Annotated in this window: 23 protein-coding genes and 2 riboswitches; of the genes, 16 read left to right on the top strand and 7 right to left on the bottom strand. The window is 47.1% G+C overall.

Annotation, left to right across the window (positions count from 1 at the left end):
• Positions 1 to 59 precede the first annotated feature (59 nt).
• From PQI28_RS09140 to PQI28_RS09125, 4 genes are all read left to right on the top strand, one after another.
• Positions 60 to 1,532, top strand: a complete 1,473-nt coding sequence (locus tag PQI28_RS09140) for a carboxypeptidase M32 (protein WP_339963088.1) — start codon at positions 60 to 62, stop codon at positions 1,530 to 1,532.
• Positions 1,529 to 2,236 carry a glycerophosphodiester phosphodiesterase gene (locus tag PQI28_RS09135; RefSeq protein WP_339963087.1) on the top strand — a complete coding sequence of 236 codons (708 nt, stop codon included), beginning with the start codon at positions 1,529 to 1,531 and terminating at the stop codon, positions 2,234 to 2,236. Before PQI28_RS09140 ends, PQI28_RS09135 begins: the two co-directional genes overlap by 4 nt.
• 248 nt (positions 2,237 to 2,484) lie before the next feature.
• Positions 2,485 to 3,282 carry a DUF4397 domain-containing protein gene (locus PQI28_RS09130; RefSeq protein WP_214782880.1) on the top strand — a complete coding sequence of 266 codons (798 nt, stop codon included), beginning with the start codon at positions 2,485 to 2,487 and terminating at the stop codon, positions 3,280 to 3,282.
• Complete coding sequence (locus PQI28_RS09125) at positions 3,227 to 3,874, top strand: class F sortase (RefSeq protein WP_339963086.1); 648 nt, start codon at positions 3,227 to 3,229, stop codon at positions 3,872 to 3,874. The genes PQI28_RS09130 and PQI28_RS09125 overlap by 56 nt, the downstream gene beginning before the upstream one ends.
• Positions 3,875 to 3,967: 93 nt before the next feature.
• Here PQI28_RS09125 and PQI28_RS09120 read toward each other — a convergent pair whose 3' ends face one another.
• Both PQI28_RS09120 and PQI28_RS09115 read right to left on the bottom strand, forming a co-directional pair.
• Positions 3,968 to 4,405 carry a MarR family winged helix-turn-helix transcriptional regulator gene (locus tag PQI28_RS09120; protein ID WP_074034413.1) on the bottom strand — a complete coding sequence of 146 codons (438 nt, stop codon included), beginning with the start codon at positions 4,403 to 4,405 and terminating at the stop codon, positions 3,968 to 3,970.
• Between the two features lie 88 nt (positions 4,406 to 4,493).
• Positions 4,494 to 5,552, bottom strand: a complete 1,059-nt coding sequence (locus tag PQI28_RS09115; RefSeq protein ID WP_274664382.1) for a GTP pyrophosphokinase — start codon at positions 5,550 to 5,552, stop codon at positions 4,494 to 4,496.
• Positions 5,553 to 5,636: 84 nt separating this feature from the next.
• Here PQI28_RS09115 and PQI28_RS09110 point away from each other — a divergent pair, with 84 nt between their 5' ends.
• Together PQI28_RS09110 and PQI28_RS09105 are read left to right on the top strand one after the other, a co-directional pair.
• The gene (locus PQI28_RS09110) at positions 5,637 to 5,855 is read left to right on the top strand and encodes a hypothetical protein (RefSeq protein ID WP_214782883.1); all 219 of its coding nucleotides are present in this window, start codon (positions 5,637 to 5,639) and stop codon (positions 5,853 to 5,855) included.
• Positions 5,856 to 5,943: 88 nt separating this feature from the next.
• Complete coding sequence (locus PQI28_RS09105) at positions 5,944 to 6,264, top strand: general stress protein (RefSeq protein WP_214782886.1); 321 nt, start codon at positions 5,944 to 5,946, stop codon at positions 6,262 to 6,264.
• 27 nt (positions 6,265 to 6,291) lie between these two features.
• Here the strand turns inward: PQI28_RS09105 and PQI28_RS09100 are convergent, their stop codons facing one another.
• Positions 6,292 to 7,332, bottom strand: coding sequence for an SDR family oxidoreductase (locus tag PQI28_RS09100; protein ID WP_339963085.1), 1,041 nt, complete (start codon positions 7,330 to 7,332; stop codon positions 6,292 to 6,294).
• A gap of 189 nt (positions 7,333 to 7,521) precedes the next feature.
• On the opposite strand from PQI28_RS09100, the gene PQI28_RS09095 reads away from it, so the two are divergent.
• Entirely contained in the window at positions 7,522 to 8,817 is a 1,296-nt protein-coding gene (locus PQI28_RS09095; protein WP_214692487.1) for a glutamine synthetase family protein, read from the top strand.
• Positions 8,818 to 8,859: 42 nt separating this feature from the next.
• Here PQI28_RS09095 and PQI28_RS09090 read toward each other — a convergent pair whose 3' ends face one another.
• The 3 genes from PQI28_RS09090 to PQI28_RS09080 form a co-directional block, all read right to left on the bottom strand.
• Positions 8,860 to 10,353: a peptide MFS transporter gene (locus tag PQI28_RS09090; protein ID WP_214874420.1), complete on the bottom strand. Its 1,494-nt coding sequence runs from the start codon at positions 10,351 to 10,353 to the stop codon at positions 8,860 to 8,862.
• A 145-nt stretch (positions 10,354 to 10,498) separates the two neighbouring features.
• Positions 10,499 to 11,743 (bottom strand): MDR family MFS transporter, encoded by a 1,245-nt coding sequence (locus PQI28_RS09085; RefSeq protein WP_339963084.1) that lies wholly within the window; start codon positions 11,741 to 11,743, stop codon positions 10,499 to 10,501.
• 269 nt (positions 11,744 to 12,012) lie between these two features.
• Complete coding sequence (locus PQI28_RS09080) at positions 12,013 to 13,113, bottom strand: AI-2E family transporter (RefSeq protein ID WP_214749008.1); 1,101 nt, start codon at positions 13,111 to 13,113, stop codon at positions 12,013 to 12,015.
• Positions 13,114 to 13,271: 158 nt separating this feature from the next.
• A riboswitch (SAM riboswitch) is annotated at positions 13,272 to 13,371 on the top strand.
• 78 nt (positions 13,372 to 13,449) lie between these two features.
• Here PQI28_RS09080 and PQI28_RS09075 point away from each other — a divergent pair.
• The 5 genes from PQI28_RS09075 (at position 13,450) to PQI28_RS09055 (ending at position 18,358) form a co-directional block, all read left to right on the top strand.
• Positions 13,450 to 14,625, top strand: coding sequence for an aminotransferase class I/II-fold pyridoxal phosphate-dependent enzyme (locus PQI28_RS09075; RefSeq protein WP_339963083.1), 1,176 nt, complete (start codon positions 13,450 to 13,452; stop codon positions 14,623 to 14,625).
• The gene (locus tag PQI28_RS09070; protein WP_339963082.1) at positions 14,622 to 15,638 is read left to right on the top strand and encodes an iron-containing alcohol dehydrogenase; all 1,017 of its coding nucleotides are present in this window, start codon (positions 14,622 to 14,624) and stop codon (positions 15,636 to 15,638) included. Before PQI28_RS09075 ends, PQI28_RS09070 begins: the two co-directional genes overlap by 4 nt.
• 41 nt (positions 15,639 to 15,679) lie before the next feature.
• Positions 15,680 to 15,783, top strand: a riboswitch (SAM riboswitch).
• 73 nt (positions 15,784 to 15,856) lie between these two features.
• Positions 15,857 to 16,678 (top strand): MetQ/NlpA family ABC transporter substrate-binding protein, encoded by an 822-nt coding sequence (locus PQI28_RS09065; protein WP_214782904.1) that lies wholly within the window; start codon positions 15,857 to 15,859, stop codon positions 16,676 to 16,678.
• A gap of 11 nt (positions 16,679 to 16,689) precedes the next feature.
• Entirely contained in the window at positions 16,690 to 17,724 is a 1,035-nt protein-coding gene (locus PQI28_RS09060; RefSeq protein ID WP_339963081.1) for a methionine ABC transporter ATP-binding protein, read from the top strand.
• A complete protein-coding gene (locus tag PQI28_RS09055; RefSeq protein WP_274664170.1) occupies positions 17,696 to 18,358 on the top strand; it encodes a methionine ABC transporter permease in 663 nt (220 codons plus the stop codon). Before PQI28_RS09060 ends, PQI28_RS09055 begins: the two co-directional genes overlap by 29 nt.
• A 30-nt stretch (positions 18,359 to 18,388) precedes the next feature.
• Here PQI28_RS09055 and PQI28_RS09050 read toward each other — a convergent pair whose 3' ends face one another.
• Positions 18,389 to 18,784 (bottom strand): Spx/MgsR family RNA polymerase-binding regulatory protein, encoded by a 396-nt coding sequence (locus PQI28_RS09050; protein WP_012726343.1) that lies wholly within the window; start codon positions 18,782 to 18,784, stop codon positions 18,389 to 18,391.
• A 161-nt stretch (positions 18,785 to 18,945) separates the two neighbouring features.
• Between PQI28_RS09050 and PQI28_RS09045 the strand changes: the two genes are divergently transcribed.
• The 4 genes from PQI28_RS09045 (at position 18,946) to PQI28_RS09030 (ending at position 23,063) form a co-directional block, all read left to right on the top strand.
• Positions 18,946 to 19,329, top strand: a complete 384-nt coding sequence (locus tag PQI28_RS09045; protein ID WP_339963080.1) for a DUF302 domain-containing protein — start codon at positions 18,946 to 18,948, stop codon at positions 19,327 to 19,329.
• 98 nt (positions 19,330 to 19,427) lie between these two features.
• Positions 19,428 to 20,717 carry a hypothetical protein gene (locus PQI28_RS09040; RefSeq protein WP_339963078.1) on the top strand — a complete coding sequence of 430 codons (1,290 nt, stop codon included), beginning with the start codon at positions 19,428 to 19,430 and terminating at the stop codon, positions 20,715 to 20,717.
• Positions 20,714 to 22,000 (top strand): hypothetical protein, encoded by a 1,287-nt coding sequence (locus PQI28_RS09035; RefSeq protein ID WP_339963077.1) that lies wholly within the window; start codon positions 20,714 to 20,716, stop codon positions 21,998 to 22,000. The genes PQI28_RS09040 and PQI28_RS09035 overlap by 4 nt, the downstream gene beginning before the upstream one ends.
• 157 nt (positions 22,001 to 22,157) lie before the next feature.
• Entirely contained in the window at positions 22,158 to 23,063 is a 906-nt protein-coding gene (locus PQI28_RS09030) for a methyl-accepting chemotaxis protein (protein WP_339963075.1), read from the top strand.
• The last annotated feature ends 16 nt before the right edge of the window (positions 23,064 to 23,079 follow it).

Raw genomic sequence — 23,079 nt, 5'->3', positions numbered from 1 at the left:
GGTTGACAGCTATAATAAAGTAGAAAGAGAACAGAACAACACATAGGGGTGAATGACAGATGGAACTAACAAAAGAATGGCGTGAACATTTTAAGCAATTGCGTGCGTTCGATGAAGCAATCTCTCTCTTATATTGGGATATGCGCACTCAGATGCCGGAACAGTCGGCACCGCTCCGTGCGGAAACAATCGGATATTTGTCGACTGAGGCGTTCAAACGACAGACGAGTGAGTCGTTCGCTTCTTTACTAGGACGCATGTCTGAAGAAGGTGGATTGTCTGAAGTCGAATCGCGTTCGCTTGAAATCGCAAAAACGCAATATGAACGAAACGCAAAGATTCCTCATGATGAGTATCAAGCGTACGTGACGCTCGTATCTGAAGCTGAAACGGCTTGGGAAAAAGCAAAGAATCAAAACGATTGGGACATGTTTGCTCCATATTTGAAAAAGATCATCGGATTCCAACAAAAATTTGCGGAATATTTTGGCTATGAGAAGCATCCATACGATGCCCTGCTTTATGACTATGAGCCTGGGATGAACGTCGAATTGTTAGATCAGCTGTTCGCTTCTCTCCGAGACGAGCTGGTGCCGCTCATTCAACAGCTTCCAAAAGAATCACTTTCACTAGATTGGTCGATGCCGGCAGACATTCAAGAAAAGATTTGTCATGACTGGATGAATGTCGTTGCATACGATTTGTCCCGTGGTCGTCTCGACGCGACGGTGCACCCGTTTGAGATCACAATCAACCGTCGCGACGTACGAATCACAACGAAATATGATGAGGCTGATTTCCGTAATGCCTTGTTCGGAACGATGCACGAGGCAGGGCACGCGACGTATGAACAACAAATCGACCCAATGCTTGACGAGCTCGGGCTAGGCGGTGGCGCATCGATGGGAATCCATGAATCACAGTCGCTCTTCTTTGAAAACTTTATTGGTCGGAGTGAGGCGTTCTTGCGCCGCGTCTATCCGAAACTCCAAGAGCTCTACCCGGTATATGGTGACATCGATTTTGATACGTTCTATCGTGGAGTAAACGAGGCAAAACCTTCACTTATCCGAATCGAAGCGGATGAACTGACGTATAGCCTGCACATCATCATCCGCTATGAACTCGAGAAAGCACTCATTCAAGGAACGTTATCCGTAGACGAGCTTCCGGCCGCGTGGAATGAGAAGTATAAAGAGTATCTCGGACTCGATGTTCCAACAAACGCTAAAGGCGTACTTCAAGATGTACATTGGGCGGGTGGTTCGTTCGGATACTTCCCAAGTTATGCGCTCGGCCTCATTTATGCAGCTCAGTTGACGGAGGCATTGAAAACAGACCTACCTCAATTTGAGACACTAATTCAAGATGGTGAGATTGAGCCAATCAAAGCCTGGTTACAAGAAAATGTTCATCAATATGGAAAACGTCTGACACCAAATGAACTCATTCGAAAAGTGACGGGTCAAGAAATCTCGGTTCAACCTCTCGTTCGCTATTTGACGAACAAGTATCAGACTGTGTCCAAATGAAACGGTTCGCGCACCGTGGTGTGATGGCACTACAACCGGAGAATACGATGTCGGCGTTCAGGCTCGCACTGGATACGGGGGCAGATGGAATCGAAACTGATGTTCATTTGACCAAAGATGGTGAGCTCGTTCTCATTCATGATGAGACATTGGAACGTACGACGAACGGGAGCGGGTTGGTGTCTTCATACACACTCGACGAATTGAGAAGATTTAACGCCGGAGTTCGATCTTCTCAACAAGAGGTCATCCCGACATTACAAGAACTTCTCGAACTTGTGAGAGGTGAATCGATTCGATTAAATCTTGAAGTGAAGACGGATGTGCTACGATACGTTGGAATCGAATCCCGGCTGCTCGACACGATCGAGTCGTCGGGCATCAACCCGTCTCGTGTTCTCTTCTCTTCATTCAATCACGAGACAGTTCACCGATTGAAAAAGATGCGACCAGACATCGAGGCGGCCATCTTACTCGCGCAGCCACTATATGACACCGTTGGATATCTCGAATCGGTTGGCGCCGATTCAGTTCATCCGCACATCGATCGCATCACGGATGAGGAGATTCAATCGTTGCAACGACATGGTGTGTCTGTCAGACCTTATACGATTAAGACAGATGCACAACTTGATCGCTGCCGAGCGTTACAAGTCGACGCCATTTTCGTCAATGATATCGAATGGGCAAGCAAAACCCTTTAGTCACAGACTAAAGGGTTTTACTTTGTCGAGATTGGGAATCTACAATAATGTAAAGGTTGCGCTTTCATGCGCTAGCATATTGGAGCACATTCAGGGCATAGTGTCCCCTTTACGTCATTGTCGGATTGTCTTAAGTTTAAGATGTCACCGAGCTACATAGCAATCAGATGTAGCACACCATGTAGCACTGCATCACACTTGTTGTATGCAAGTCGTAGGTTACCGTAGACAAAAGGAGGAAATTTCACATGAAGAAGTTGATGTCTTTACTGGGTACACTAGCACTGGCCTTCGCTTTCATCCTACCGGTTAGCGCCGATGGACATGAAAATGCGATGGTCCGTGTGCTACATGCTTCACCTGATGCACCGGCAGTTGACGTGTATGTGGATGGGGAAGTCGCGGTCGAGGGAGCAGAGTTCAAGGATCTCACTGACTACTTGACACTTCCTGCAGGGGATTACAACGTTGAAATCAAGCCAGCAGGTGACGCAGAAACAGTCGTCGTCGCAGCAGACCTTTCAATCGAAGCAGGCAAATTCTACACAGCTGCTGCGATCGGTCAACTTGAAAACATCGAAATCGCTGCAATGGAAGATGATGCGAACTTCGAAGACGGTAAATCAAAAGTCCGCGTCGCACACTTTGCACCAGATGCGCCAGCAGTGGATGTCGCACCTAAAGGTGGAGACCCACTCTTCTCGAACCTCGAGTTCAAAGCAGTAAGTGATTATGGCACACTCGATGCTGGTACGTATGACCTTGAAGTTCGTCCAGCAGGAGCAACGGATGTCGTGAAAGCACTTGACGGAGTCGCACTCGAAGGTGGTAAGAACTATACAGCATTCGCAATCGGACTCCTTGAAGGAGAACCAGCGTTTGAAGTACTCCTTGCCGCTGATGGTGGAGAAATGGCGATGGCCCCTGAAACAGGACAAGGTGGCCTCGCTCAAACAGCGTCAATGAACTGGTTGCTCGCAGCAGCAGTAGTTGGAGCAGCAGCGGCTGGATTCTTCGTCTTTCGTCGTCAGAAGCAAGACGCTTAAGCTGTTCTTTCTAGGTACCATCACTTTTCTAGTGACGGGCGCTCAAGCTGAAGCGCCAGACAAACCATTTGTCATGCCGACGGCCGAATTCGCTGAACCACTCGTCTTGACCTCTAAACAGGTCGACAGACAATCGTTTCATTCGAAAAGTTTTATCCCGAAACGACTCGTCATTCCATCAATTGATGTCGACGCATCGATTGAAGCGGTCGGGAAAGATGAGGCTGGTCGAATGGATACACCGTCTAAAGTGGATCAAGTCGGTTGGTATCAGTATGGTGCGAAAGCAGGGGCGACTGGAAACGTCGTCTTGTCGGGTCATCTTGATGACTTGAACGGTCCCGCCATCTTTGCAAATCTTGGTCAACTTCCGCTAGGAGAACTGGTGACGCTCCAGACGGAAGGTCAAGTCGCAACGTATGAAGTAGTCAGTGTGAAGCAATATCGCCTTGATCAAGTCCCGCTTGCATCAATCTTTGCGGCGACTCAGGCGAAACGGATTCAACTGATTACATGTGCAGGGCCATACGATGAAAATCTTGGGTATCGTGACCGGATCGTCGTCACGGCACACCTGATTGAAACAAACTGACAGCAAGGAGATGCAAACAAACGTTTTGCATCTCCTTTTTCATGTTTCATAAAAAATAGACCCCAACCATTACGGCTGAGGTCTGTTCATGGATTAAGCATCCATGCGGTCTAATAATTTCGAGAGTAAAATGAGTTCTTCATCAGAGAAATCAGTAAATACATCCATCAAGTATTCAATTTTCATGCTCTCTAACGTCTCGAACAACTCGCGACCTTCGTCTGTCGCTTGAAGTTCGACGACACGGCGGTCTCGTTCGCTGCGTTCACGAGAGATTAATCCTTTCTTCGTCAACTCATCAGCGAGTGCTGTGATCATCGAAGCTGAAAATTGAAACTCATTCGACAAAGCAGAGGCGATTTGAGGACTCTGTTGACAAAGAGAACGTAGAATGAAGAATTCATTACGAGTCAAATATTGTGAGAACATCGAACGGAGATTTTTTTTCACTCCGCGATAGTTCATCCGGATCCCACGTTCAGCATCAGCGACGAGCTGACGACGTGAAGCAGTTGGTACAGGTGTTGTCATCCTCGAAACTACCTCCTAGTGATAATATTATTCATATATACTTCAGAACATAGAAACATTCTACATTAAAAACATGTTGTCTGTAAAGTTATAAAGGCTCGTCTTTTGAACGGATTTGTTGAATGATTTCCTCATAATGTTTCAAATCTGGATAGAAACGTCTAAAGAAGAATTCAATCTGCGGATCATCACCTTCTGCCAATAGTTTGGCCAGGACGGCATAGACGACACCCATCCCTTGTCTTGGTAAAAGGGAAGAAGGGAGTAAGGTCGCACATTGAATGGCTTGCGTGAAGTAGGTCGAAAGCGTGTCGTTCAAATCTTTGAACGTTCGAATATCTGCATAATGGAACATCCGAGTCAGTTCCACGATTGCTGAAAGATCAGTTTCAAGCAACCATTCGCTTTGGAAGATGGCTTGATCCAATTTTTCAACGGTTTGGTCGTTGGCAATATAATAGTTTAAATTGTCCCGAGTAATGGCTACTTTCTCAGGAGAATCGAGGATTTGTTCAACTGTTTCTTGTTCAAATGTCCTTAGTTGTTTACGGATGTTCACAAACTCAGAGTCAGCAATCTCAAGAAGCCCGGCGACACGACTGAAACTACGCTTGATTTCAGGAGGGACGGCATTTGGATTTTTGTAACCGAGATCATGCTCAATTTCAGCCCAGGCATGTTGTAGAATCGAACGGACCTGAATCTCCGCTTCTTTTTCTGCAAAGCGTCGGTACTCCCCGAGCGCAAGTCTTTTCTCGCTTAGTTCCACGACGTAGTGCACCGATAAATAACCGAACTCATTCGCATCGAGTAAAGTCGATTTATCAATCGATTGTTCTCGATCAATGGTAAACTCGTCCTCTAATATTTGCGCGACTGCTCGAACATCATCATGAAAGTATGTGACGATCCGAATCCCGGCAAGGTCTTGTACGTCACGTAACGAACGGTATTGGTATGGTTTACGCGAGAGTTTGGCATAGAGACTGTCCGCTTCTTTCGCTCGGGCGACAATCGAATGAAACTGGATTCCGGCTTCCGTCAATAATTCACTGAGGAGCGCTTTCAGTTTTGTGGCAAACGCTTCATAATCTTCTTTTTCATTCAAGTATTCCAGCATGATTGTATTCAGATCTTGTTTAGGCACGTCACTCACTCCTTTTCGCTGTCTTTAGTATATCATCTCCATCACGAAACGATACGGTAGCATATATACAGAGGGGGAATGAACATGAACCATACATTTCGGTCATCCGAGAGAGAAAAGTTGGAGATCATCGCTGGTTTATTGCAACAGGCGGATTACCGGATATCGCGTATCCGAGAAGATGGGAATCAATTCGTTGTGACCGCGCGATTATTGGGTCGTGTCACCATGGAAGGGGAACGTGAGCGCATCGGAGGAATCGTGCAGCATTTTGATGTGGAAGAATGGACTTTTCATGATTAACCGATGACGATTTATGTTTACCACCTCATTTTTCGGGAATAACAAAAACAGTGAATTACACGACTGTGAACGTTTAGGAGGATGGGGCATGTTAGAGACAAGGGTAGTAAATGATATGACAACGGTAGACCATGAAGTGAACGAGATGGTCTCAGGTGGGTGTGTGAACGAACACATCTATTTGTTTGCAAAAGACGAAGAACTGACGATTCGACTGGCAGCGGAAGCTGGTATCCAACCGTACCGCATCCCGGAAAAGGGGATGTTCGAATCGTTGCTCTCGAAATTCACGAGCAACTCGGAAGATCGCATGGAACAGATGGAAAGCCTCGGTCTTACGAAAGAGATGGTCGACTCACTCGAGCGCGAAATCAAAGATGGAAAAATCGTATTAGTCTGTGATAAATGACAATGGACCGGAAGCCCGGTCCATTTTTTAGTGTTTTGTTTGATAATAGGCATTCACGATTCGTCGCAACGACTGCTGGTCGAGTCGAAGTGGAGAGAATCCCGCATCTTTTAACAATTGTTTTGTGTTTTCATCATGGAAGGTGATGTTTCGATTCAAATAAGGATTGAATACTTTCACCATGTCGTTAAATGACTGTTCGACAGAGCTGAGTGTAGACGATGGCGTCTCCGTGATCGTCAAATGCGGGAAAGAGAGCGACTCTTTCATATAGTCAAGCATCATCTCATTGTGCGGTGGCTTATCATTCGTGACATTGTAAATCGTGCCCGCTTTCGCATGCTTGATAGCGGCCAGAAGTACGTCCGCGACATAATCGACGGGTACAAGATTTGAGGTACCCGTCGCCGATCCGATTAAACGGATGGATTCAAAGTCATGACCGCGGCGCTCCAATTTCCGTTTGAACAGCTCGAGTGCACGCATATAGCCATACATCGTGAACTTTGAATCCGCTTCTCCGGTCTTAGAGTCACCAACGATGATGGCTGGACGGAAGATGGATACGTCGAGTTCATCCCGTGATTGCCAGACAGCCTGTTCGGCATGTGCCTTACTCTCTTCATATGGATTTAAAAAGGATTGGGATACATCATACAATGTCTCGCCGCCGACTTCTTTTGCCCCGAGTGTATAGGCGGTACTTACATGGAAAAACCGAGGAACATCAATCAACTTAGCTAATCGAAGAGCTTCTTTCGTCCCCGTTACATTTGTTTCAAACAATTCATCGCGTAACTCTTCATCAAATTTGACGAGTGCTGCCATGTGTAGGAATAAATCGATTTTTCCTTTATGTGAATCGATAAATTGTTCATTAGCACCGAGTGCGTGTGCCGTCAAATCGCCAGGCAACACATCGATTGATTTTCTTTCTTCCACCGTGAACTGAGCATTTACTTTTTCCGGTGTTCGGGCGAGCATGCAAATCCGATGCCCCCGTTCAATCAACTCTTTTGCGAGTCGACCTCCTAAAAATCCAGTTCCACCAGTCATAAAAATATACAATCGCGTTCTCCCTCTCTGTGACATTCTGCATCCATCATATCAAGTCTTCCGTCATGTAGCCACTTTACGTCTTTCAAAATTTCATGTTTAGAAAAAAACGAAGTCGGTTATGAACTATAGAGAAGCGTACGAAAGGTGCGTAACGACAGCTTGCCTGTCAAATCCATTGAAGTGAGGTTTTTAAGAATCATGGCAAATCTATTCGGAACAGACAAGGATGACGTAGCAAAAAAGCAACAAGAAATTGAGAAAACGGTACAAGAGAAAAATATTACCCAAATCCATCTCTACTTTTCAGATGTCCTCGGTGATTTGAAACTCTTGACCCTTTCGGCAAAATTGTTGCCAGAGGTTTTTGAAGGAAAAACAATGTTTGATGGCTCTTCAATCAACGGATTCTCTTCCATCAAAAACTCCGACTTATTCTTGAGACCGGATTTAGATCGTCCACGTTATGAGCAAGATGGTGATGAGAGTATTTTGGCGTTCTTCTGTGATGTTTGTACACCAGAGGGTGAGCGATATGAATACGACCCACGTAATGTGTTGAAGGATGCACTCGAGCGAGCTGCACGCGATGGCTACTCGGTTTTCGTCGGCGCAGAGCCTGAATTCTTCATCTTTGATGAAAATGGAGAGTTTTATGATGAGGCCGGTTACTTCTCGACTCGTTCAGAAGACAAAGGTTACGAAGTACGTCAGCATATTGCAAACCGCTTGAGCAATGTCGGATTCAACATCGAAGCGGTCCACCATGAGGTCGCTCCGGCACAACATGAAATCGGAATCAAATATGACGATGCGCTCCATACGGCAGATAACATTCAGTTCTTCAAAGAAATCGTCAAGATCGCGGCGAAAGAAAAAGGGGCATCTGTCTCGTTCTTACCGAAGCCGTTGCGTGACGTGAACGGTTCTGGGATGCATTTGAACATCTCGGTATGGAAGAACGACGAAGCAGGCAAGGCGACAAGCAACGCGTTTGACGAGGCTGACGCCGATTATGGACTTTCTCAAACAGCTCGTCATTTCATCGAAGGGATCTTAAAGCATGCCCGTGCGACGGCCATCTTTACAAATCCGCTTCCTGAGTCATATGAGCGTCTCGTTCCTGGATTCGAGGCACCGGTCAACATTTGCTGGAGTCCATCGAACCGTAGTTCGATGATTCGAATCCCGGCTTCTCGTGGAAGCGCGACTCGAGTAGAAGTCCGAAACCCTGACCCGAGTGCAAACCCATACTTGGCACTTGCTGCCCTCATTTACGCTGGTTTAGAAGGAATCGAGCAGAAGCTCGAACCGTCTAAGCCGAACGAGGACGACTTGTTCGAGTATTCAGCGAAACAAATCGAAAGCCAAGGAATCGCATCTCTTCCTGCGACATTCCATGAATCGATTCAATCGCTGAAACAAGACAACTTCCATGATTACTTTAACCACAATATGATTGACCGCTACTTGTCACTCATTCAAGTACGCAAATAAAAAATGACGCCAGCCGATCGAATCGGCTGGCGTTTTTGATGATTAATGGATTCCGCGCATATATACTTTGATTTTTGGTGCGAGTGCGAACAGTATCAAACTTAAGATGATGGCGACCCCGCCGATGACTCCGAAATAGAGCATCTCATTCTCTGGTGAGTAGAACTTGACGAGCTGGGCATTGATCCCTTGCGCGGCAGCGTTCGATAAGAACCAGAGTGACATCGTTTGAGCAGAGAACGCAGCGGGTGCAAGTTTAGTCGTAGCCGACAAACCGACCGGCGACAAGCTCAACTCGCCCAACACGACGATAAAGTAACTCAAGACGAGCCAGAGTGGGTTGACGAGGGCATCCGGACCGCTGAAGTAAGCAGGGAGTAGGATGACCAAGAAACTGATCCCTGCAAACAAGATCCCGAAAGCGAATTTCGTCGGGATACTCGGCTCACGGTCACCAAGGCGAACCCACAACCAGGCAAAGACCGGTGCGAGCAGAATGATGAAGAGCGGGTTCAACGACTGGAACCACGCTGGTGACAATGTAAATCCGAAGAATTCAAGGTCAGTCCGTGTATCGGCATAACTCGCAAGGATTGTTGCCCCTTGCTCTTGAATCGCCCAAAACATGACCGAAGCGATGAAAAGTGGGATGTAGGCGATGATGCGCGAACGCTCGACCTCTGTCGTCTTCGGACTGCGGTACATAATAATAAAGTAAATCGTTGGAATCGCAATCCCGAACACTCCGACGAGTGAGATGAACGTGTTGATTGTGAACCAACCGAGTGGGATTAAGATCGCGAGCAAAATGGCAATCCCGATTGTGACGAGACTGACGATTCGAATCGTTTTCTTTTTCTCGTCTGGAGACAACGGGTTCGGTACATACGAACCAGCAAGCCCGAGGTTCGTCTTACGTGTCAACACGAAGACAACAAGTCCAACGAACATCCCGATTGCTGCAAGGGCGAAGCCCCAATGGAAACCGTAGTCTTTTTGAACTTGTCCAACGATGAGAGGCGAAATGAATGCGCCTAAGTTGATCCCCATGTAAAAGATACTGAATCCAGCGTCGCGACGGCGATCCGTTTCGCTATACATATCTCCTACGATGCTTGATACGTTCGGTTTCAATAAACCTGTTCCAATAACAATCAACGCCATTGAGATGAATAAGAAGACGACGCTACCTGGAATCGAGAGGACGATGTGTCCGAGCATGATGAACACACCACCGTAGAAGACCGCGCGTGACGTCCCGAATACTCTGTCTGCAAGCCATCCCCCAATGACCCCTGACATATAAACGAGCGCACCATAGACGGACATGATGGACAGCGCGACATTACGGTCGAGCCCAAGTCCACCTTCAGAAACCTCATAGTACATGTAGAATACGAGGATGGCCCGCATGCCGTAGTACGAGAAACGTTCCCAAAACTCCGTGAAGAATAGGGTGAACAACCCTTTCGGTTGTCCGAAGAAGCCTTTTTGTGGAACACTGTCCACGATTGTCTGTTTATCGATCCTTTCCATGAAAGATCCCTCCTTAACCGTTTTATCATAAAAAGGATTATTATGATTGTAAAGTGAATTGAATGATAATTTCAAATTTTAATAAGAATGAAAAGAATGAAAAGACCACACTTTCTAAAAAACAGAGAGTGTGGTCAATGAGTGATTACGCGGATTTTTGCTTTGCTTCTGTCGCTTGAACGTGACGTCCGAGTTGCCAGTAAATAATACCTGACAGACAACTCGCGCCGCCGATCAAAATCAGTGCGATATGTCCGGCACGATGATCGAAGAAGACACTCGCGATAATCGGTGCCGTCACACCGCCAATCAGCCACTGGACACTCGCAGCACCATTGTAGGCACCGCGCATGTTCTCTGCCGCAATCAAGGCGATGAATGTCTGTTGGACAGGAGACATGATCATCTCGCCAAACGTGTAAAGCGCGTAAACGGCGAGTAAAATCCCGACGAGCGGGAGATAAGGAACGTCGAGAGCGTACAATGCTCTCGGGACGATCGCAATCAAGATCATCCCAATCCCGAATACGGTAGCTCCAGCAAACATGACTTTCCCAAAAGGCTTATTCCCGAGCTTTGATGCAATCGGGAACTGGAAAAGAACGACGAGGATCCCGTTAAGTGCCAACAGGTAAGGGAATGGGTTTTGTTGATCCGTATACGTTGGGAGCGACTCTTTCAAAAAGAGCGGCAACATACTTTCGACGACCGAGAACCCCATTGATATGAATATACCCGCAAAGATAAAGATAAGAAACACGCGGTCGTTATAGAATACGCGCAACACTTCCCGGTTGCTCGGAGTCTCATCTTCTGTGAAATCCGGCAATGATTCGTGAATAAATATCCCAAGTACGAGGGCATACAAACCAAAGATGAAAGCAGCCGCAAAGAAAATGAGCTCCCGATCGATGAACAGTACCGCACTCCCGAGAAGAGGTCCAAATGCGGCTCCAATGTTATGTCCCATTCGTAAGAGACCGAACGCCTCGTTCATATGCTCGGGTTCCGTGACATCAGCGACCATTGCACTAGCAGCGGGGTGGAACAATGAATTGGTCAAGCCGAGCATGGCATTGAGTAAGAGCAACGGCCAAAACGAATCGGCGAACGCAAAACCGATAAGGGCGAGTGCGTCACCAACGATGGCGATCATCATGATTGGTTTGCGTCCGTATAGATCAGCAAGCCGTCCCCCAATCATCGAGCCGAGGAGCGCCATGATTGGTCCCGTCGCCATGATGATTCCGACTTGAAGATAGCTGTCTAACTGGTCACTATAATAAAGGACTAAGAATGGGGCAATCATGAACATCATGATTCCCGTGATCGTTTCTCCTAAGAAACGTATCCAAATGTTGCGGTCGAGTTGCTTGAGTGATTGAAACATACAGGTCACCTGCTTTATTTAATTTTAGACACAAAAGGGACGTCATATGCATGAAGGCATACGACGTCCCACGTTGTTTATGCATGCCTAGTTAGGCAGGCGTCTTAGATATGAATCAATCGAAGAGGTGTCTGCCAATCAGTATGAACTTGAATGAATGGTTTCGAAGATACTACTGACATGGGAACCTCTCCTTTCTGTTAATTGTTGTTCTTCTCTTCAACTGTATGACACATTTCATCAATGTGTCAACAAATTATTGGGAGGATTTAGAGTAATTCATTTAAATTTTTTCGATTCAAACGATAATCAATCAGTCTAGACAAGACCACTTGAATCATCGCCGTGATCGGAACGCTCACAAACATGCCGACGAGACCGAATAGACTTCCTCCGATGATAATCGATGTGATGACCCAAAACGGAGTGATTCCGACGCTGTCACCCAAAATCTTCGGCCCGAGCCATAACCCGTCAAATTGCTGCAACAAGAAGATGAACAAGAGCACCAATACGGCGGTGAACGGATCATAGAAGTAAGTGATGATAAACGCTGGGATCATCCCCAGTAGCGGACCGACGTAGGGGATAAAATTGAGCACCCCGACGATGACACCAAGAAGTAACGCGTATGGAGCCCCAATGATTAAAAGTCCGATGACAGCGAGAACACCGATGATCAGACAATCGAGTGATTTACCGATGATGTATCGTTTAAAAATGTAGTCCATCTCCTGAAAAATATCGATTGTCGTCTTCGCAGTGCCCACTGGTAAGAGCGCGTAGAGAAGGCGTTTGAACATGCGAGCGAAGACTTCTTTGTCCTTTAACAGATAGATGGATATGACAATCCCAATCAAGAAGTTGATCAATGTCATCGTGAAACTAGAGACATAACTGACAGAAGAGAGGACGGCCGTCTCGACCCATCCGGAATAACGATCCTCGAAGCGTGCAAAATCAATCGCCTGGGCGATCGTCGCATTATAGTCTTTCAAGTAATTGTTTACATCACCTAAGAACGCATCGATTTGACGGATGTAGACGGGTAACTCCTCGATGAGTGATGAAAGACTTGAGTAGATCCGCGGGAACAACGTGACGACCGAGATCGCTAAAATCCCGATAAACGTGATATAGACGATGAGCAGACCTTGATATCGCTTCAAATGGAACCGTTCTTCAATATAAGAGAGTACGGTGTTAAGTAATAAAGCGATGGCAATCCCCATGATGATTGGGGTCAGTAACTGAAACGTGTACTGCAAAACACGTGAGATGGTATCCGGTTCACTGATGACCCGCCATAAGACGAGTAAAATCAGACCGATCACACTGAGTTTCCAAATAAGTTGACGATTAAGCTCCAATGCTCTATCCCCTCATACAAATATAATTTTTCTACTCTTTTACTATGAATGTTTTTTGAAAAGGATTCAATAGATGTTCACTTTGAAAAAAATGTTTGACACCGTTGGAAATGTCTGGTTAACTTAGGGACATACAAAAATTACATAGCGAATAACACTTTCTATCAAGAGAAGCGGAGGGACTGGCCCGATGAAGCTTCAGCAACAGATTGCAAAATACTGTGCTAATTCCAGCAAGGTGACCTTGAGAGATGGGAAGGTGGTTGACTACATACGTCTGTATTGAGCACCCCTTTCCTCAGAAAGGGGTGTTTTTTCGTATCAGGAGGAAGAATCATGGCAGACAGACGTTCACAATTATTAAAATCTTTACCGACGCAACACTTCGTCGGATTGGCAAAAGAGGTCGCAGCGGTAGAGGCAAGCGGGAAGAGCGTCATCCGGCTCGGGCAAGGGACACCCGATTTACCGACACCCGCTCCAATCTGTGAGGCGCTCGAACGTGCGATCACGGACCCGGCGACACACCAATACGGTCCATTTCGTGGACAGACCCGATTGAAAGAGGCGGTCGCATCATTTTACTCTCGTGAATATGGTGTCGAACTCGACCCGGAACGAGAAGTCGCGATCTTGATCGGTAGCAAATCAGGTTTGATCACACTCCCACAATGCCTTCTCGAACCGGGTGATGGGATTTTGCTCCCGAACCCGGGTTACCCGGATTACATCTCGGGGGCGCGTCTGGCTGGTGCGGAAATCATCGATTTGACGTTAAAAGAGGAACACGGCTTTCTTCCGGACTATTCAACACTCGACCCGGCACACGCAAAGCTCATGTATTTGAACTACCCGAGCAATCCGACTGGGGCTGTCGCGACGCCGGCATTCTTTGAAGAAACCGTCGCGTTTGCGAAGAAGCATGATGTGATGGTCGTCCACGATTTCGCTTATGGAAGCATTGGGTTCGATGGTTATGTTCCCCCGAGCTTCCTTCAGGCAGATGGTGCGAAGGAAATTGGAATTGAAGTATACACGATGTCGAAGGCGTTCAATATGTCGGGGTGGCGTGTCGCGTTCGCGGTCGGAAATGCCGATATCATCGAAGCCATCAACACGTATCAAGATCATGTCCATGTGTCTGTCTTCTCAGCCATTCAAGAGGCAGCGATCGTGGCGTTAGAATCCCCGCGCGACTTACGTGATGACCTTGCCTTACTTTACGAAACAAGACGAAACCGATTGGTGAATGGGTTACGCCGAGCGGGATGGGAGATTGAGGCACCGAAGGGTTCGTTCTTTGTATGGGCGAAAGTACCTGAGGGGGATGCAAAATCGTTCTCGACAAAGTTACTCCACGAGGCGGGAGTCGCCGTCACGCCAGGCTATTTCTTCGGAACAGAGGGAGAGCACCACATCCGTTTCGGTCTCGTATCGTCTGAACAGAAGATCGATGAAGCGGTAGAACGGATTGAGAGACTGTTTGCAGCTTATGAGGAGGTACATTTGTGATTCGTCAGACCGTGCTCGAATATGACCATTCGGATGATGCGCTCGAGAACCTTCATACGTTGATTGGAAACCGGAAGGCACTCGTTTTGAAAGGATTGAACGGATACGGTGAAGCGGTTCGCGTGTTTCCTCGTCTAGAAAATCTTCCGAGTGTACAGTTCAACGGGGAATGTTCTGACGAAGAAGTAAATCGTTTGAATGCTTATCGACCCGACGTATGGATTGCCGTCGGCGGAGGTAAATTGATCGATACGGCGAAGCGGATTGCATTCACCCAGTCGGTCCCGCTCATTGTCGTCCCGACACTCGTATCAAACTGTGCAGCCTTCACACCACTCAGCGTCATCTACAGTGAGGAAGGGTCTTACATTCGCTATGACACGTTTCCGGTCGTCATCGAACGCGTCATCGCAGATGAACGACTGTTACGTGATTCGCCTTATGACTATTTCAAGGCTGGCGTCATCGACACGGTCGCAAAGTGGTTCGAGGCTCGTTATATTAGCGGGACGACTTCAAAGGATGCAGGGATTCAGTCAGGGTTATCACTTGCTGCGCAGTGCGGTAAATTGATGGACCTGTCAATCCGCGAACAGGACTTCCGTCGCTACGGTAAGGACATTCGGTATATCGTCGACCATGTTCTCGCAATCGGTGGTGCGGTTGGTGGGTTTGGGGATGCCGGCACTCGTGTTGCTGTCGCTCACGCCGTTCATAATGCACTTAGTCGTTTTGGATCGACCCACCATTGGCTACACGGAGACAAGGTTGGCTTCGGATTGATTGTTCAAGAACGGTTGATTCAATCCGATGACACCCTCCTGCTCGAGGACTGGCTTCAATCCATCGATGCGCCAACTTCACTTACCCAACTTGGGATTCATCCTGATCAAGTCGATGAATTGGTCACTTCGATCGTCGAAGAAATCACGATTCAAGGGATTCGGAATCTTCAAGATTCAGAGCAGTTAAAAGAAATTCTCATCAATCTTCAAGAAGTAGTTTACAAATAATGCTTTTATCAGTAATATAATAACAAAATAATAAAACCGTTTGCTTATCAAGAGTGGTGGAGGGACTGGCCCGATGAAACCCGGCAACCAGATCAGTATGATCATGGTGCTAATTCCAACAGACGAGACGTCTGGGAGATGAGCGTGTCCGACTTTCACTTGTCGTGCCCGCCGCTCTTCGTGAGTAGCGGGCTTTTCATTTGGAGGAGGAACTATTCATGAACATCAAACAAAAAACACTTTTGGCAGGCACGTCATTCCTTGCAGCAATCGCACTTTCTGCGTGTGGACAATCCGAGGCGAGCGAGACGCTCAGCACGGAAGAACTGACGATCGGCGTGACCGGTGGCCCACACGAGCAAATTGCGGAGAAAGTACAAGAACTCGCGAAAGAGGACGGTCTTGAGATCGATATCAAAGTATTCAATGATTACAACACACCGAATACGGCACTCGACGAAGGAAGCCTTGATGTAAACAGTTACCAGACGTTATCGTTCCTCGAACTTCAAAAGTCAGACAAAGGGTATAAAATTGACGACGTATTCAAAACGGTCGCATTTCCGATGGGTCTTTATTCTGAGAAGTTGACAGATATCAAGGATTTAAAGGAAGGGGATAAAGTGGCCGTCCCGAACGATCCGGCAAACGAACTTCGTGCCTTGCGACTATATGAAACAGCAGGTCTGATCACACTAAAAGAAGGTCTGACGGATAAAGCGACGAAACGAGATATCGCGGAAAACCCGCTTAATCTCGAATTCATCGAACTCGAAGCGTCACAGCTGCCGACACAACTTCCGGAAGTGGCACTTGCAGCGATTAATACGAACTTCGCGATGGGTGCAGGTCTCTCCATCAACGAGGATGCCCTGTTCCATGAGGACACGGTCGACAACCCGTATCCGAACTATGTGGTCGTCCGCTCGGCCAACAAAGAAGATGAGGTCGTTGAGACGTTGAAGTCTTACTACCATTCGGATGAAGTACGTGCTTTCATCGAAGAGGAATTCAATGGATCTGTCGTACCAGCGTTCTGAGGAGGGATTCGATGATTGAACTGAAACAAATCACCAAGCAATTTCACGTCAATGGAGATACGATCACCGCGCTCGACGACGTCTCCCTTACAATCGAAAAAGGGGAGATCTTCGGCATCATCGGCCGAAGCGGTGCCGGAAAGAGTACCCTTATCCGGATGATCAATCTATTAGAACGCCCGACGACAGGTGTCATTGAGATTGAGGGACAAGACATCACGCTGCTAAAGAAAAAAGGTCTGTCGAATTTACGTCAGCGAATCGGCATGATCTTTCAACATTACAACCTATTAAAGACCGCGACCGTCGAAGAGAATGTCGCCATCCCGCTCCGCCTCGAAGGGCTCGGGAAGCAAGTCATCCGTGAACGGGTCGACCGCTATCTCAACATCGTCGGTTTATCTGAACATCGGAACCATTATCCGGAACAATTATCAGGCGGTCAAAAACAGCGTGTCGCCATTGCGCGAGCGCTCGCCCATGAACCGGACATCCTCCTCAGCGACGAGTCGACGAGTGCGCTCGACCCTGAGACGACCGAGTCGATCTTAGAGTTGTTGCTCGAGATCAACCGAGAACTCGGATTGACCATCTTCTTGATCACGCATGAGATGGAAGTGATTGAACGAATCTGTGACCGAGTCGCCGTCATCGATCATGGGAAAATTATTGAACAAGGCAACGTGTTGGATGTCTTCTCAAACCCGAGACACGAAACGACGCAGCGGTTCTTGAAGACGAATCTCGATGTTCCGGAAGAAGTGGTGTCGGAATTACAGACGCGAGGCACGCTCGTTCATTTATCATTCATCGGTAGTCAAACGGAGCAAGCGGTGCTCGCGCAGTTGACGAAACGATTCGGGATCTTACCGAACATCATCGGAGGCGGGATCAAGAAATTGAAAGCGGGTCTTGTCGGAAATCTGCTCGTTCACCTTGACGGGGATCACGATCAAACAGAACTTGCTGTCCGTTATTTGAAGACGAGCGGCGTACACGTAAGGGAGGTGTCGAACCATGCAACAGTTCTGGACAGACTGGGGTGACCTGATTTGGACGGGAACGATTCAAACGTTGACGATGACGAGTATCGCGCTCCTCATCTCGACCTTGATTGGACTTCCGCTCGGGACGTTGCTCGTACTGACGAGACCGAACGGGCGTCTCGCGAACCGGTTCGTGTACGGTGGATTATCGAGCGTCATCAACGTCATCCGTTCGATTCCGTTCATCATTCTCTTGTTTTTCATCTTGCCGTTCACACGCTTCATCATGGGTACGACGATCGGGGTCCAAGGTGTACTTCTACCACTCATCGTCTTCACCGCCCCATACATCGCGCGGCTCATGGAGTCTGCTCTTCTTGAAGTCGACCGCGGGGTCATCGAGGCGTATGAGGCGATGGGCATCTCGACGAGAAAAATCATCTGGTACGTCCTCATCCGTGAGGCACGTTCTTCCATCGTTCTCGGATTGACGATTGCGACAATCGGGTTGATTGGTGCGACAGCCATGGCAGGTCTCGTTGGAGCCGGTGGGCTTGGAGATATCGCGTATCAATACGGACACCTTCGTTTCGAACCGGAAGTCATGTATGTGACGATTTTTGTCCTTATCCTACTCGTTCAATCGATTCAGTCATTCGGAAACCGATTGGCAGCTAGATTAAAACGAGCCTAAAAAAGAATCGTGTCGCCTTGGCGACACGATTTATGCGTTGTGGAGCAACCGTTTTAGTTCCGCGATGCGGTCATGCCGAGGAATGAACGTCCGAATCTCTTTCTCACTGAAACCGACCTGGATGCGATGATGGTCGAAGACAATCGGACTTTTCAGGATTTGAGGGTTTGATGCGACAAAACTGTACAGTTCGCGGATCGACATCTCGTCGAGTTTCTCAGCCGCTTGCTTATAGACGCTCTTCTGTACCGACAGCAAGTCGGTCGTCCCATTCTCGGTCAGACTTAGCATTTCTTTAAATTCACCAAAGGATAAGCCTTGGTCTGTCAATTTCTTTTCGATGAAGGGAATCTTTTGTTCCCGCAACCAATCAATCGTTTTTCTGGAAGAACTGCAGCTCGTATGCGTGAATACCGTGACCGTCACGACAACCACTTCTCCTTTACATCAGTTTGGTTCTAACTATTATCTCTTTTTATACGTTACGTTTCGTGATTATGTTTCAAATCACATACAGTTTCTTTTTGATTGAAGAAGACTTCGTTCGGGTACAGATTTCAAGAGTGACCACATAAGGAGGAATGAAGATGTTTGATTATACTGTACAGTCTAACCGTACCGTTGAGGACGTCATCGACCGTCTTGGAGAAGCGCTGAAAGATGAGGCATTCGGTGTATTATGGGACTTTGATTTGAGCGACACGTTAGAGAAAAAAGGGCAGGCCATTGAAGGGAAGTATCGCATTTTAGAAGTGTGCAACCCGAAGGCAGCAAAAGAAGTGCTGTCACACCATCTAGAGGGAGGCTACTTCCTCCCGTGTAAAATTGCCGTTTTCGAAAAGGACAATCACACACAAATCGGCATGCCGAAACCGACAACGTTGATTCGCCTCATAGATGACGAATCCTTACAAGCCGTCGCAGCGGACGTCGAATCTAGATTGCAACGTGCGATCGACCAAAGTAAATAATCGATGTACTATCCGTTCATGAAACATGAGCGGATTTTTTTCGTATAAGATAGTTAGATAATGGTAAAATTGGATAGAAGCATGAGTGGAGGGATTGGATGTTCAAACGTGGTATGGCGATGTTGCTTGGCGCTTTCATGTTAAGCGCATGTGGAGCATCTGACATAGAAGTCATTCAACTAGATTACATAGAAAATCAATGGAATCTCGAGAGTTATACGAAAGAAGGAGAAATTTTTAAAATCCATGAGGTGCGAGAAGTGCTCGAGGCGTGTGAGGGCGAACGGGTGACAGAGTTGAAAGGGGAGATTACCACGTATCAAACGGTGATTGCAGGGAGAGCTGGAGTTTCATCCGTTGATCCGTACTCGATGAAGATAGTTACCTATTTAGAAGGTGACGAGCGATATGTCGTCTGTCGCGAAGATTATACGAATCAATTGATGGCGGAGGCGATTGATGAGTTCCCGGACTTCGTGAATACTTCTGAAGGAATCAGCGTCCCCCGATTACCTAACCTTCATCAAACATCATCATCCTCAAAGGACAAGCTAATGAAAACAGACGAACTGAACATCGATGAAATCGACATCATTCCGTTCCGAGATACGTTACTTGAAATTGAACCGGCACTATTCGGAGAAATTGAACTAGAACTGGATGGTAAAGCGACGAGACACCCTCTTGCCCAGTTTGGACCGACTGGAATCGAGATGCCGCTTCGACAAATCGCCATTGGACTCGATCGAAAAACATCTCAGCCTTACATTCTTTTCGCACTTAATGAACGCTTTGTTTTTCAACCATTACAGTTTGAAGAACTAGAAGACCCTGCGTCAAGAGAACAAAAGGCCTTTGATAAGTTAAGCGTCGACACCATCGTCGAAACTGGAGAGCTAAAAGAAGGAGAAGCGATTCCCATATATACGTTCCATTACATGCGGGATGGCGAACCCGTGACTGAAACGATGACGGTTCGCTTTGTTGAAGGTACGTTGCTGAAAGAAGGCGAAGAACCCGATTCGATGTATGAAGAGTGGATGCCGTCCCAAGAAGATGGTCCAAGAGTCGTCTCACACCGGAAACCGTTTGATGGAAATGAGCTCGCTTATCCTGATTTTATTGAAATCTCGACGGAAGAATCTGAACAATTTATGGAAGTATTGAAGGAGGCAGAACCGGTCAGCCGCAAAGGTGAGCCTGCAGACTATCGATACTTGACGTTGATGGATGGATGGAAAGGGCAAGAATTTGAAATCAGCTATAAACAGCGGTCAAAAAAAATCGACATCTATCTGACAGATCCGCTTCGCGAGCAGACATTTAAATTATCTAGTAAAGGGGCGGAAGTGTTCTTGGATATTTTCCCGGAGTACGAAAAATCATGATGAAACGACTATTATTCACGTTATGTACAGTTGGAATTTTATCGGGTTGTGGTGGTGAAGAGGTAAAGGTCGTCAAACTGGACCATATGCCCTCACAATGGGATGTACGAGACATGAACTCGAACAGCTTTACTACTGGTCCTGAGACGTGGGCGAGCGATTTACTCCTTGCATGCACCGATGACCCGGTTCCCCAAATCAATGAGGACGTCACGGTCTATCATTCGTATGTTTTGAACCGAAAAGCCATTATTTCCGACTACGATGCACATGCCTATAAGCTAGTGACGTATGTAAAAGGCGAACAGAATTATGTCATTTGTCAGGACGGCTTTTCTCCAAAGATGAGAGTCGGACTTGTTGAGAAGTTCCCTTCGTTTGTACAGACTTCTGAAGGTGTCACCATCCCAAGTAACCCGACAATTGCAAATGGAACTCCGGAACAAGAAGAGAGTTTGAAGGAAAGCGATTATTCCGATGTTTTCGAGGATCCCGTCAATCTCATTGACGAAACGATGATTCAAGTGACCCCTTCCTTGAATGGAAGTATCCATTTAACCATCGGAGAGGACGAAGGGATCTTTCCGCTCTCAATCATTGAACCTTATCACGCGCAAATGGGAAGCATGACAATCGCACTCGGCTACGACGAACAATCCAAAGAGGCTTACTTTTTCGCTAAGTCGGAAGGTGGGTTACTTTCTTATGACCCGATTGTCCTTATAACAAAAGATGATTATTCGCAACCAAAGCAATTTGAAGGGCTCAAAGTCGAGCGGGTACTGCAAGCAGAATCGCTCGAACCAGGTGTCGAGACACCGGTTTACACGTTCTCTTTTATTGAGGATGGCAAACATGTGACGAAAGATGTTCGTCTCACCTACACGGACCACGAATTTGCGACGAATGAATCGATCGAAGCGGACATAGAATCGAATCCCGCCGTACCAAGTGGTCCGTTCGTGTTCGTCCATAAGACTCCTTTGAACGGAAAGGCAACGATTGATTACCCGAACGTGCTGCGGGCTGCTGGAATCGACATGTCTGATTTGATGGATGCAATCGATGAGGCAGAGTCGGTCAAGCGAGAAGGGGAGATAGAGGAGTATTCGCTGCTTACGATCATCGACGGGTGGGTCGGTCAGGAGTTTCAATTAAGCTTTCAGAGACGCTCGAAAAAGGTGGATGTGTACTTAACCGATCCAAAGCGAAATCAGACGTTCAAATTGTCGAGTAAGGGTGCAGAAACGTTCTTCAGCTATTTTCCCGATTTGAAAGAGTGAAGGCGCCAATTGGCGTCTTTTCATTTGGTAAATACTTCAAACTCAAGATATTGACCTTCTATACAAAAAGGATGCAATGGATTGCTTCTCAATACGTTACACTGAGGTTCACGATTTAGTACGAATATCCTACGAAGAAGAAAGGTTGCTATCTTTAATGAGTACATTGAACCAGAAAATGATCCATTCAGATGACGTATTCCGGTCCATCGAGACGAACATGGCGATGATTCGATTTGATCGTCAACGCCGGGTCGTCGATGTGAACGATACGTTCGCAAAAGCGATGAAATATAGACGCGAAGAGATGGTTGGCATGCAACACCATTTGTTCTGCCCTTCTTCCTTTGTCAATAGTCCAGAGTATTCGGCATTTTGGGAGAAACTTTGGAGCGGATTCAGTTTCTCGGATAAAGTGGAGCGAGAGAATGCAAAAGGGGAAACCATTTGGCTCGAGGCGACGTATATGCCAATCTTTGAAGGAGATGATGTCGTCGGTGTCGTCAAAATCGCATCGGATATCACGAAGCGGCAACAGGTGATTGAGGATTATGCGTATCGCTTCAAATCGATGACCGATGTGCTCGATGAACGGGCGAAGACGGGTATGCAAGATACGAAAGTATTGAATGAGACGATTGAACGGCTTGCTAAAGATGCAGCGGACAACCTCGATGCCCTTCAGAACTTGCGTCGTCAAGCAGATGATATCGCGAAAATCGCACTGTCCATCAAAGAGATTGCCGCACAAACAAATCTATTGTCCCTGAATGCCGCCATCGAAGCCGCTCGCGCCGGTGAACATGGACTTGGATTTAATGTCGTGGCGACGGAAGTGCGGAATCTCTCCCGTATGGTTGAACGTGCGGTCGTCGACGTCAATTCAAATACGGAAGGGATGAACTTTGAACTACGAAAAATTGTAGAAGGTGTCACCGCATCCAATCAAGAAATTCAGTTGAGTGCAAAGACGATGGAACAGACCATGGATCGATTCCATGCGTTCGAGCAGGCAGCAGCCGAGTTACATGATACGGCCGACACGTTCACTTCTAACCTGTGAACCGATTGACCCTGTG

Source organism: Exiguobacterium sp. USCH10, assembly GCF_037619445.1.
GTDB classification, from domain to species: domain Bacteria; phylum Bacillota; class Bacilli; order Exiguobacteriales; family Exiguobacteriaceae; genus Exiguobacterium; species Exiguobacterium aestuarii_A.
This window is presented reverse-complemented; position numbering and strand designations above follow the sequence as displayed.

What these genes read in the sequence shown, in the direction of transcription:
- PQI28_RS09075 (WP_339963083.1), top strand. Translation starts at nt 13,450, where the DNA reads ATGGCAGACAGACGTTCACAATTATTAAAATCTTTACCGACGCAACAC.
- PQI28_RS09055 (WP_274664170.1), top strand. Translation starts at nt 17,696, where the DNA reads ATGCAACAGTTCTGGACAGACTGGGGTGACCTGATTTGGACGGGAACG.
- PQI28_RS09095 (WP_214692487.1), top strand. Translation starts at nt 7,522, where the DNA reads ATGGCAAATCTATTCGGAACAGACAAGGATGACGTAGCAAAAAAGCAA.
- PQI28_RS09110 (WP_214782883.1), top strand. Translation starts at nt 5,637, where the DNA reads ATGAACCATACATTTCGGTCATCCGAGAGAGAAAAGTTGGAGATCATC.
- PQI28_RS09040 (WP_339963078.1), top strand. Translation starts at nt 19,428, where the DNA reads ATGTTCAAACGTGGTATGGCGATGTTGCTTGGCGCTTTCATGTTAAGC.
- PQI28_RS09035 (WP_339963077.1), top strand. Translation starts at nt 20,714, where the DNA reads ATGATGAAACGACTATTATTCACGTTATGTACAGTTGGAATTTTATCG.
- PQI28_RS09085 (WP_339963084.1), bottom strand. Translation starts at nt 11,743, where the DNA reads ATGTTTCAATCACTCAAGCAACTCGACCGCAACATTTGGATACGTTTC.
- PQI28_RS09135 (WP_339963087.1), top strand. Translation starts at nt 1,529, where the DNA reads ATGAAACGGTTCGCGCACCGTGGTGTGATGGCACTACAACCGGAGAAT.
- PQI28_RS09060 (WP_339963081.1), top strand. Translation starts at nt 16,690, where the DNA reads ATGATTGAACTGAAACAAATCACCAAGCAATTTCACGTCAATGGAGAT.
- PQI28_RS09130 (WP_214782880.1), top strand. Translation starts at nt 2,485, where the DNA reads ATGAAGAAGTTGATGTCTTTACTGGGTACACTAGCACTGGCCTTCGCT.
- PQI28_RS09045 (WP_339963080.1), top strand. Translation starts at nt 18,946, where the DNA reads ATGTTTGATTATACTGTACAGTCTAACCGTACCGTTGAGGACGTCATC.
- PQI28_RS09140 (WP_339963088.1), top strand. Translation starts at nt 60, where the DNA reads ATGGAACTAACAAAAGAATGGCGTGAACATTTTAAGCAATTGCGTGCG.
- PQI28_RS09105 (WP_214782886.1), top strand. Translation starts at nt 5,944, where the DNA reads ATGTTAGAGACAAGGGTAGTAAATGATATGACAACGGTAGACCATGAA.
- PQI28_RS09065 (WP_214782904.1), top strand. Translation starts at nt 15,857, where the DNA reads ATGAACATCAAACAAAAAACACTTTTGGCAGGCACGTCATTCCTTGCA.
- PQI28_RS09120 (WP_074034413.1), bottom strand. Translation starts at nt 4,405, where the DNA reads ATGACAACACCTGTACCAACTGCTTCACGTCGTCAGCTCGTCGCTGAT.
- PQI28_RS09090 (WP_214874420.1), bottom strand. Translation starts at nt 10,353, where the DNA reads ATGGAAAGGATCGATAAACAGACAATCGTGGACAGTGTTCCACAAAAA.
- PQI28_RS09030 (WP_339963075.1), top strand. Translation starts at nt 22,158, where the DNA reads ATGAGTACATTGAACCAGAAAATGATCCATTCAGATGACGTATTCCGG.